Source organism: Corallococcus aberystwythensis (assembly GCF_003612165.1).
Classification (GTDB): Bacteria; Myxococcota; Myxococcia; order Myxococcales; family Myxococcaceae; genus Corallococcus; species Corallococcus aberystwythensis.
In genome coordinates this window covers 1-9,184 of record NZ_RAWK01000343.1, presented here as the reverse complement: position 1 = coordinate 9,184, position 9,184 = coordinate 1, and the positions used below count along the sequence as shown (strand labels likewise).

General features: G+C 71.5%; 10 protein-coding genes. 2 read left to right on the top strand and 8 right to left on the bottom strand.

Annotation, left to right across the window (positions count from 1 at the left end; translation table 11 throughout):
• The 4 genes from D7W81_RS36760 to D7W81_RS36745 all read right to left on the bottom strand — a co-directional run.
• Positions 1-814: DUF418 domain-containing protein (locus D7W81_RS36760; protein WP_368773755.1), on the bottom strand; the 814-nt coding region annotated here is incomplete at its 3' end.
• Positions 815-861: 47 nt separating this feature from the next.
• On the bottom strand, positions 862-2,166 hold the full coding sequence (locus tag D7W81_RS36755) for a DUF418 domain-containing protein (RefSeq protein ID WP_120560036.1): 1,305 nt from the start codon (positions 2,164-2,166) through the stop codon (positions 862-864).
• Positions 2,167-2,200: 34 nt separating this feature from the next.
• On the bottom strand, positions 2,201-3,043 hold the full coding sequence (locus D7W81_RS36750; RefSeq protein ID WP_120560035.1) for a metallophosphoesterase family protein: 843 nt from the start codon (positions 3,041-3,043) through the stop codon (positions 2,201-2,203).
• Between the two features lie 79 nt (positions 3,044-3,122).
• The gene (locus tag D7W81_RS36745) at positions 3,123-3,482 is read right to left on the bottom strand and encodes a response regulator (RefSeq protein ID WP_120560034.1); all 360 of its coding nucleotides are present in this window, start codon (positions 3,480-3,482) and stop codon (positions 3,123-3,125) included.
• Positions 3,483-3,611: 129 nt separating this feature from the next.
• Between D7W81_RS36745 and D7W81_RS36740 the strand changes: the two genes are divergently transcribed.
• Complete coding sequence (locus D7W81_RS36740) at positions 3,612-3,977, top strand: helix-turn-helix transcriptional regulator (RefSeq protein WP_120528580.1); 366 nt, start codon at positions 3,612-3,614, stop codon at positions 3,975-3,977.
• A gap of 14 nt (positions 3,978-3,991) precedes the next feature.
• On the opposite strand, the gene D7W81_RS36735 is transcribed toward D7W81_RS36740, so the two are convergent.
• Together D7W81_RS36735 and D7W81_RS36730 are read right to left on the bottom strand one after the other, a co-directional pair.
• A complete protein-coding gene (locus D7W81_RS36735) occupies positions 3,992-5,206 on the bottom strand; it encodes a DUF790 family protein (protein ID WP_120560039.1) in 1,215 nt (404 codons plus the stop codon).
• Complete coding sequence (locus D7W81_RS36730; RefSeq protein WP_120560038.1) at positions 5,193-6,596, bottom strand: DEAD/DEAH box helicase; 1,404 nt, start codon at positions 6,594-6,596, stop codon at positions 5,193-5,195. The genes D7W81_RS36735 and D7W81_RS36730 overlap by 14 nt, the downstream gene beginning before the upstream one ends.
• A 154-nt stretch (positions 6,597-6,750) precedes the next feature.
• Between D7W81_RS36730 and D7W81_RS36725 the strand changes: the two genes are divergently transcribed.
• Positions 6,751-7,299: a response regulator gene (locus D7W81_RS36725; RefSeq protein ID WP_244227691.1), complete on the top strand. Its 549-nt coding sequence runs from the start codon at positions 6,751-6,753 to the stop codon at positions 7,297-7,299.
• Positions 7,300-7,311: 12 nt separating this feature from the next.
• On the opposite strand, the gene D7W81_RS36720 is transcribed toward D7W81_RS36725, so the two are convergent.
• The gene (locus tag D7W81_RS36720; protein WP_120560033.1) at positions 7,312-7,923 is read right to left on the bottom strand and encodes an outer membrane beta-barrel protein; all 612 of its coding nucleotides are present in this window, start codon (positions 7,921-7,923) and stop codon (positions 7,312-7,314) included.
• A complete protein-coding gene (locus D7W81_RS36715; protein ID WP_158621767.1) occupies positions 7,920-9,002 on the bottom strand; it encodes an IPT/TIG domain-containing protein in 1,083 nt (360 codons plus the stop codon). The genes D7W81_RS36720 and D7W81_RS36715 overlap by 4 nt, the downstream gene beginning before the upstream one ends.
• Positions 9,003-9,184: the final 182 nt, after the last annotated feature.

Here is a 9,184-nt window from a genome sequence, read left to right as displayed (position 1 = left end):
CCCCCAGCCCCCAGGCGGCCAGCTTCCGCAGGAGCGGGCGGTGGCGCTCCACGTCCTGCAGGAGCCCCCGGCGCCCCGCCCACAGGCCCAGCAGGAAGCGGCCCAGGATGATGGACAGGAGGATGGGGCGGCCCGGGTTGGAGAGGCCCGTCCATCCGTAGCGCACGTTGGCCTGCTGGCTGGTCACCACCGAGTCGCTGGACAGGCCGGCGAGGAACGCCGCGCGGCGCGCTGCGTCCTGCTCCCGCGTGACCTTCTGGGCGCGCTCCGTCTCCGCCGCGCCGTCCATCAGCACGGGGAGCATCCGCTGCCCCATGGAGTAGACGATGGGCACCACGAACAGGAAGACCGCCGCCCAGACGAGCACCGTCTTCCCGGAGGCCTTGCGGAACGCCAGCAGCAGGAAGCCCACCAGCGCGTAGGTGCTGAGGATGTCCCCCACCCAGATGGCGAACATGTGGACCAGCCCGATGCCCAGCAGCACGAGCAGCCGGCGCCGGTACACCGGCACGATGGACGTGCCCCGCCCTTCCGCGCGCGTCATCTGCAGCGCGAACCCCAGCCCGAAGAGGAGCGAGAAGAGGGTGACGAACTTCTGCTCGATGAGCAGCGCGAAGAGCGAACTGACCGCGACCTCCAGCGGCGACGCGGCCAGCGCCAGGGCCTGCTCTCGCGGCAGCATCGACCGGCCGTTGAACCAGTTCAGACTGTTGGAGACGAAGACGCCCAGGAGCGCGAAGCCGCGCAAGGCGTCCAGGGTGTGGACGCGCTCGGCGTTGTCGATGGGACCGGCGGTAGAGGGGGACTCGGACATACCGGGCACTACACGCTGGCGCCCTCGGCAGCGTCAAATCACGTGGATCAGTGCGCCGTGCGCGCCTCGTTGGCGGGCGTGAGGCGCATGGGCTGGGCGCGGCCGTAGGTGAGCGAGCGCCACAGCCACTCCACCGGACCGAAGCGGAAGCGGGCCAGCCACCAGTGGCTGAAGGCGACCTGCGCCGCGAAGACGCCCAGGCACAGCAGCACCGTGCGCGACGGCGGCGTGTGGCCCACGAGCCCCAGCCCCCAGCCGTCGTACAGCCCGATGCTGATGACCGACTGCATGAGGTAGAGCGTCAGCGCCATGCGGCCCGCGGGCGTGAGCACGCCCAGCACCTTGCGCCAGCGCTCCTTCTGGAAGAGCAGCGCGAAGGCCGCCGCGTAGCCCGTGCCCATGAAGAGGTAGCCCACCTCCCGCAGGGTGCGCATCCCCACCATCCACGCCGGAGGACTCAGCTGTCCCAGGGGGCCGCCGCCGGGAACGTTCCGGTTCATCAGGTTGAGCACCAGCGACAGGGTGGCGACGGCGCTGCCCACGGCCAGGCCCCACGCCATCACCCGGACGAGCAGCTTGCGGTGGCGCTCCACCTCCTCCAGCACCCGGTTGCGCCCGGCCCACAGGCCCAGCAGGAAGCGGCCCAGGATGATGCACAGCCAGATGGGGCGGCCCGGGTTGGGCAGGTTCTGCCAGGCGTAGACGGCGTTGGCCTGCTGGGACGCCAGCACGGAGTGGCTGGACAGGCCGGTGAAGAACGCCGTGCGGTGCGCGGCCTCCTCCTCCTTCGTGGCCTTGGCGGCGGCCTCCGCGCCCTCCTTGCCGTGTAGCAGCTCCGGGCCGTAGCGCTGCGCGATGGACAGCGTGAGCGGCAGCACGACGAACAGCACCGCCACCCACGTGAGCACCGTCCGGTCGGAGCGCCCGCGGAACAGGAGCAGCACGAAGCCCACCAGCGCGTAGGTGCTGAGGATGTCCCCCACCCAGACCGCGAACATGTGGACGAGGCCCAGCCCCAGCAGCACCAGCAGCCGGCGCCGGTACACCGGCACGATGGACGTGCCCCGGCCTTCCGCGCGCGTCATCTGCAGCGCGAAGCCCAGGCCGAAGAGGAGGGAGAAGAGGGTGACGAACTTCTGGTCCACGAAGAAGGCGTAGAGCGAGTTGACCACCGTCTCCAGGGTGGACGCCGTCAGCGCCTTCGCCTGTTCGCGCGGCAGCAGCGACCGGCCGCTGAACCAGCTCAGGCTGTTGGAGAGGAAGACACCCAAGAGCGCGAAGCCGCGCAGGGCGTCCAGCAGGTGCACGCGCTCGGAGGCTTCGACGGGACCGGCGGAGGAGGACTCGGGCATGGGGCGCCACTACACGCCCGCGTGCTCCGCATCGTCAACGCGGCGGTGGGGCGGATTTCTCCGGACCGGGCAGAACCTCGCGCAGGCAGCGCTCCAGGCCGCCCCGGTGGCGCCACTGCATGGGATAGCCCAGGGAGACCTCCTCGAAGCGCACGCCGTCACGCCACAGCGTGGCGGGCATGTGCAGGTGCCCCGTCACCACCACCTCCGCGCGGTAGCGCGTGTGCCAGTCCTCGGTGAGGCGCGTGCCGCACCAGATGGAGAAGCGCGGGATGCGCGGCAGCCGCACGTGCTCGTAGCGCAGCGGGTAGTGGTTGATGAGGATGGTGGAGCACCCCTCTGGCAGCCGCTCCAGCCGCGCGCGGGTGCGCTCCACGCGCGCGTGGCACCAGGCCTGACGGGTGGGGTAGGGCTCCGGGTGGAGCAGCACCTCGTCCGTGCACATGATGTCGTCCTCCCAGGCCCACTCCAGCGCCTTGTCCGCGGGCACGGTGTCCGGACGGAAGGTGTAGTCGTAGCCCAGGAACATGGGGACGACGACGCGGTGCGGGCCCTCTCCCGGCCAGCGCGGGTACGGGTCCTCCGGCGTGAGCGCACCGTAGCGGTGGCACAGGTCCACCATGCGCAGGTAGCGCGCCTCGCCCTTCAGCGGTGGCTGTTCGGAGGGCATGGTCCACAGCTCGTGGTTGCCCGGCACCCAGACGACCTGGCGGAAGCGCGCGGTGAGCGTGCGCAGCATCAGCTCCATGTCCGCGAGCGTCTCGCCCACATCCCCGCCGACGATGAGCCAGTCGTCCGGGCGCGGCGCGAGTGCCGCCAGCGCCTCGTGGTTCTCCTTGTGCCGCAGGTGCAGGTCGCTGATGGCGTAGAGCTTCATGGTGTGCGCGCGGGAAGGCCCTACCTTAACGCGCACGGCCGCGCGCGCCATGGGAACGCCCGGCCGCCGGCTCCGGCCGTCAGCCCAGCGACGCCAGGAGCGCCAGCACCTGCTGCGGCGGCGCGGCGCGGTCCATCCAGGTGATGCCCTTCTCCCGCAGCCCGCGCGTGGGCGGATGCGAGGTGTGCAGCGCGCAGGCGGCGCGCGGATGCCGGGCGCGCACGCACGTGAGCAGGCACAGCCCGTCCCCGTCCGGCAGGCCGTAGCCGCTCACCACCACGGAGGGCGCCGCTTCCCCCATCAGCTGCTCCGCTTCGCGCACGCCCTGGGCGAAGCGCTTGTCTCCGGGCAGGTGCCTGGCGAGCCGGCGGAGCGCGGCGAGCGCGCGCGGATCCGCGTCCACGAACAGGAAGCTGGGAGGGGTGGAGGGCTCTTGCATGAAGGCACTGGGTGGTGCGGACGGGCTTGACGCAAGAGGTTGTGTCGCGAAAAGCCTACCCCGGAAGTTCTTGGAAGCCAACCTCTCAAGTCATATCGACATGGGCGAACCCGGTAGGTTAACGACCCCATGGAAAAGACCCTCGCATCCCGGCTCGGAGGTGCGGCCCGCGTCGCCCGCACCCGCCTGAACCTGACCCAGGCGGACGTGGCGGAGCGCATCGGCATCGCGAGTGAAGTCTATGGGCGGCTGGAGCGCGGGCACATGCTGCCCAGCATCCAGACCTTCCGCCGGTTGTGCGTGGTGCTGTCCATCTCCGCGGACGAGGCGCTGGGGCTCAAGCCATCGCAGGACGTGAAGTGGGCCGCGGAGCCTCCGTCCGACTACGGCGAGTCCGCGGAGTTGCGCCGGCTGTTGCGCCGCGCGAAGCAGCTGGACCGGGGCTCCATCCGCATCCTCAGCGTGCTGGCCTCGCAGTTCAAACCGCGGAGCTGAAGCCACCCCGGTGCTCATCCGGCCTCCGCCGCGCCGTCCCATCGCGCCAGCCGCTCCCGCAGCTTCCGGACGGACGGAAAGCCGTTGAAGAGCACCACCTGCGGGTGTTCCTCCAGCACCTGCCGCTCCGCCGACTCCTTCGCCAGCGCCCGGTCCACGCCCAGCAGCAGCCCTGTGTCAGGGCGCGCGCGCAGCTCCGACAGCCGGCGTGACAGCGGCGCCGCGTGCCACGGGTGGAACAGCTCCAGCGCGACCTCCTGGCCCGTCTTCCGGTGGCGGAAGGTGAGGTCGGGCACGCACAGGCCGGCGGCGCCGGTGTGGCGGGGCAGGGGCGTCAAGTCCAGCTCCCAGGCCGCGTCCTCGAACCCCTCGGCCAGCGCGGTCACCTCTGGCGGCACGTGCCCCAGCGCGGCGGGCAGCGGGGACACGAGCGGATCCTCGTGGGACAGCTGGAGCGTGGACTGCTTGCGCGCGTCCTCCAGCACCGCGGAGAGGTCCCAGCGCTCCAGGATGGGGACCACGGAGAGGAAGCTCGCGAGCTGCAGGCCGTACTTCTTCTGCAGGGACAGCATCGCGCCGGGGCCCTCGACCTCCAGCGACCAGTCCTCGCCGTCGCGCCGCACCTCCGCCACCAGCCGGCAGAACTTCAGCCAGCGCAGCAGCTTGCGCACGCGCAAGAGCTCCGGCGACCGCGCGCGCAGGGTGAGGCGGCGCGCGTTGAGCAGCGGCCCCTGCGCGAGCGCCAGGTTGTAGCGGTCCAGCAATCCCTGCGGCGTGAGCGCGTCGCCGTCCCAGCCCAGCAGCTTCCGGTTGCCGGGCAGGTCCGAGTACAGCGCCTCGCGCGTGTCCGGCAGCGGCGCGTCCAGGGCCTCGGTGAGGCGCGCTTCGTAGGCCTCCAGGGTGGTGTCCGGAGCAAGGGTCCGCAGCACCTTCGCGCCCACGAGCAGCGTGCGCCAGCGTGTCTCCGTGGCGCCTTCACCGGCTTCATCGAAGAGGAGCCGGTCCAGGAGCAGCTTCACCAGCCCGCGCGCGACCTTGGGGCGGCTGAACGCGCCGGCCTTGAGGCTGAAGGCCTCCTCCACGTCGTCGCGGCTCTGACCGCGCAGGGCCTCCGCGTCCGCGAGCAGCTCCTTCGCGAGCGCCTGGAGGGACGGGTCATGCGTCTTCACGAAGGAAGGACGCAGGATGCCTTCGCGCACGCGCGAGGCGAGCAGCTCACGCGTCAGCATCGGGTGGGCCCTCCGGTTCCTGGTAGGCGCGGTGCTGCCTGCGCCGTTCGCTGATGCCGCTCTCCGCCGTCTGCGCGGAGCACACCTCGTAGAGCAGGGCGCGCTTGCCGGGGCGCTTTCGCAGGATGCGGCCCAGGCGCTGCACGTGTTCGCGCACGCTGCCGCTGCCGCTGAGCACCACGCCCACGCGCGCGTCGGGCACGTCCACGCCCTCGTTGAGCACCCGGGAGGTGAGCAGCACCGGCAGCTCCGCGCTGGAGAACGCGGCCAGCAGGGCCTTGCGCTCCGGCAGCGGCGTGTGGTGCGTGAGCGCGGGCAGGAGCAGCTTGCGCGCCAGCGTGTAGACCGTCTCGTTGTCGTCCGTGAAGACGATGACGCGGTCCTCGCGGTGCTCCAGCAATATCTTCCAGAGCGCGTCCAGCTTGCCGCTGGAGGTGAGCGCGATGCGGCGCTGCTCCCGGTAGCCCCGGTACGCCGCGCGGCCTTCGTCGCTGCGCTGGCTCTGCGCCAGGAAGCGCGCCCAGCCCTCCGGCGACGCGAGCGGCACGCCCAGCCTCCGCACGAACGTGAGGTAGCGGCCTCGCGCCTCGTCGTAGCGCGTCTTCTCGTCGGGCGTCAGCGGCACCTCGATGCGGCGGACCTCGTAGGGCGCCAGGTACTGGCCCTGGAGCTCGTCGATGCCGGTGCGGTGCACCAGCGGCCCCAGCAGCTCCTCGCACACGCGCTCGCCGCCGTCCGCGCGCTCCAGCGTCGCGGTGAGCCCCAGCCGGTAGGGCGCGAGCGTCCCCTCCGCGATGAAGCGATAGCTGGGCGCGGGCAGGTGGTGGCACTCGTCGCAGATGAGCAGGCCGAAGCGGTTGCCCGTGAACTCCATCTGCATCGCCGCGGAGTCGTACGTCGTCACCGTCAGCGTCTGGCGGTCGTTGACGCCGCCGCCCACCATGCCCACCGGGCCGGAGAAGTGCTTCGCCAGCACGCCCTGCCACTGCGCCATCAAGTCCAGCGTGGGCACCACCACCAGCGTGGGCCGCTTCACCCACGCGATGGCCAGCACCGCCAGCAGCGTCTTGCCCGCGCCCGTGGGCAGCTCCACCAGTCCCCGGCCCCCGGCGCGCGTCCACGCGTCCAGCGCCGCGCGCTGGTGCGGGAAGGGCTCGATGGGGACGGTGAGGGGCAGCTCCACCGGCTCGAAGCGCTTCGCGCGGTCCTCATAGGGCAGCCCGCATTCGCGCAGCCGCAGGACGACGTCGCGGTAGTGCCGCGCGGGGGCGCGGAAGACACCCGTGCGCCCGTCCTTCTGGAAGAGCGCGTGCAGGCGCGCGTCGTCAGGCAGCGTCGGGGCCACCAGCGTGCCGCTGTCGTAGTGCAGCTCGGTGAGGGGGGAGGGCAGGGGCTCGATGGCGGAGGCTCGGGACTGGGGGAACCGACGTGAGGGGGGACTCGCGCGGGAAGGGAAGTAGCGGGTTGGAAGGCGCTCCGCCACTCTGGTCCGCGCGGTGGGAAGAAGCCACGGGCGCGGACGTTCGGCTGCCTGGAGGCACTGCATGCCTTCTGGACGCCGGAGGGATTGCTTTGAGGGGGGACCGGGCGTTACCTGCTCCATCCATGCCCTGGCCCCGCCCCGCCGCTGCTCGCCGTGTTCCGCCCGCCGGCTGGAGGCCCGTGTCCTTCCGGGCATCGCGCTGATGCGGGTCCTCGTCGTCAGCCCGCATCCGGCGTCCCGGGCGCTGCTCAGCCGCTTCCTGGACTCGGAGCCCGACGTGGAGGTGTCCGCCACGGGCGAGCCCGATGACGCCTTCGCCTCCATCAAGGAGAACAAGCCCGCGCTGGTGGTGGTGGACCTGCGCCGTCCGGATGAGGACCACCCGCTGTTCCTGGGGCTCCTGCGCAAGCGGCACCCGTCGCTGCCGGTCATCTCGCTGGTGCCCGGCCGGCTGCGCATCTTCGACGGCCGCTCCGAGCGCGTGCGCGAAGCCCACGGCGACACCGCGGAGGCGCTGCACCACCTGATGGGCTCCGTGCTCCAGGCCACGCGCGACCTGCTGGCCCAGCACCTGCTGCGGATGTTGCGCCCGCCGGTGGGACGGGCCTGAAGCACCCCGCGGCTACAGGCGCAGCCGGTAGCCCACGGCCGCGAGCACCGCGCCCGTGTTCATGTCTCCGGTGGTGAGGAAGTCCACCGGAGCGAAGTGATACTTCGCCTCCAGGAAGACGCCGCCAGGGCCCAGGGGCAGCTCCGCGCCTGCGAGTGCCTGGAAGCCCAGCCCGCTGCTGCTCTCCGAAGTGGTGCTGTCGAACGACTCCACCGTCACGCGGTGCAGGTACAGGCCGGGACCCGCGCCCACGTAGGGCGTGAGCGGCCCGAGCGCACGGGGGAAGCGGAACATGGCGGACAGCTGGATGGCCACCTCGCGGTCGGCGAGCGTGTACGGGGACTCGATGGGCTGGCCCAGGTTGTCCAGCCGCGGCCCGCGCAGCGTCCCCGACGTGGAGGGCCGGTGGTAGTTCACCTCCAGCACCAGCGCCAGGCGCCGCTGGAGCAGGGGCGTGAGGTAGCCCACCTCGCCGCCCAGGAAGAGGTCGCCACCGAGCGACGTGAGGGGCTTGCTGAAGCCCACCTTGGGCGCGATGAAGAAGGGGCCCTCGCGGTCCTTCTTGTTGGGGGCGGAAGGGGCGGCGGCCAGCGCCGCGGCGGCGAGCAGGGCGAGGGCGTTCATGGGGAGACCGTGAAGCCGGAGGACGCGGGGAGGGTTCCGAAGGCGCCGCTGGGATCCGCGACGATGAGCCCGTAGGTGCCGGGCACGATGCCGCCGGGACACGTGGGGTCCGTGACGGGCCGCGCGTCGAAGCCGGAGCACGTGGGCACGGTGGCCTTGAGCTGTGTCGAGGAGACGTAGGTCACGTCGTACAGCGGGATGTTCACCGTCTGGCCGGGGTCCGTCTTCACGGGAGCGACGAGGTACACCTCGTGGGTGCCGGTGCCATCCGTGAAGGCCGCCGCGGTGCTGGTCAGGGTGACGGCGGTGTCGCTGTTGGCGGGGCCGCCGCGAGGCGACACGGAGAGGGTGCCCAGCGGTGCATAGGCGACGGTGAGTGCCTGGGGCCGGGTGACGGCGCAGCCCTCGGGGTTGGTGAGGGTGACGGCGTAGGTGCCTTCCGGCGTCGCGGGGGGCACCTCGGTTTCGATGCGCGTGTCGGAGACGACAGTGAGGGTGAAGAGGGGCTGGTCCTCTTCGCCTTCGCGCTGAAGCACGATGAGCGGCAGCGCGTCCGAGCGGAACCCGCTGCCTTCGATGACGAGGGGGCTGCCGGCGCTGTAGTGGAAGCCCTGGGGCGCGGTGATGCTCGTGATGACGGGCGGAGGCACGACGCGCAGGGCGCCCTCGAGCTCGGAGGTGCCGCCCAGTGGGTTCGTTACGGCGACGGTATAGGTGCCGGGCGGGAGCACGTTCGACGGCGTGCTGTCGCGGGTGGGCAGGTCCATGCGCATGAGTTCGGTGCGCGCGAAGAAGAGGTGGTCCTCGGGAAGCGTGTAGTCGCTCGGGCCGCTCAGCGAAATCCGGGGCAGCTCCACCGAGGGCGTGTCGGTGAGCGCGTCGCGGGGCACGGGAGTGAAGCGGCTGCCGATGAGCTCCAGGCGCCATCCCGCCGCACCGCCTCCGGCATTGCAGACGCGCGCGGGGGTGACGAGCCGCTGCAGCGGATTGATGAGCCCCTCGAGCTTCGGGGTGGTGCCTTCGGTCGATTCAGTGCAGGCGACCAGGCTGAGCAGTGCGGCGGCGACCGGAAGGCGCACGGGTTCCTCCATCATCCCGTCAACAAGGCTGTCACACGTTAGGCCGGGGCCCTGGAGGGTCAGGAGTTTTTTCCGGCTCCGAGCCCACAGCCCTGTCCGTCCAGGCGTGCCAGATGGCGCAAACGCGCGATATCGCAGGGGAATATCCCTGCGAGTAGCCTCGGCACGGCGAATGCTAAGGC

Bases quoted from the DNA above. Each gene is read 5' to 3' on its own strand.
- D7W81_RS36725 (WP_244227691.1), top strand. From the start codon at position 6,751: ATGCCTTCTGGACGCCGGAGGGATTGCTTTGAGGGGGGACCGGGCGTT.
- D7W81_RS36740 (WP_120528580.1), top strand. From the start codon at position 3,612: ATGGAAAAGACCCTCGCATCCCGGCTCGGAGGTGCGGCCCGCGTCGCC.
- D7W81_RS36720 (WP_120560033.1), bottom strand. From the start codon at position 7,923: ATGAACGCCCTCGCCCTGCTCGCCGCCGCGGCGCTGGCCGCCGCCCCT.
- D7W81_RS36755 (WP_120560036.1), bottom strand. From the start codon at position 2,166: ATGCCCGAGTCCTCCTCCGCCGGTCCCGTCGAAGCCTCCGAGCGCGTG.
- D7W81_RS36745 (WP_120560034.1), bottom strand. From the start codon at position 3,482: ATGCAAGAGCCCTCCACCCCTCCCAGCTTCCTGTTCGTGGACGCGGAT.
- D7W81_RS36735 (WP_120560039.1), bottom strand. From the start codon at position 5,206: ATGCTGACGCGTGAGCTGCTCGCCTCGCGCGTGCGCGAAGGCATCCTG.
- D7W81_RS36750 (WP_120560035.1), bottom strand. From the start codon at position 3,043: ATGAAGCTCTACGCCATCAGCGACCTGCACCTGCGGCACAAGGAGAAC.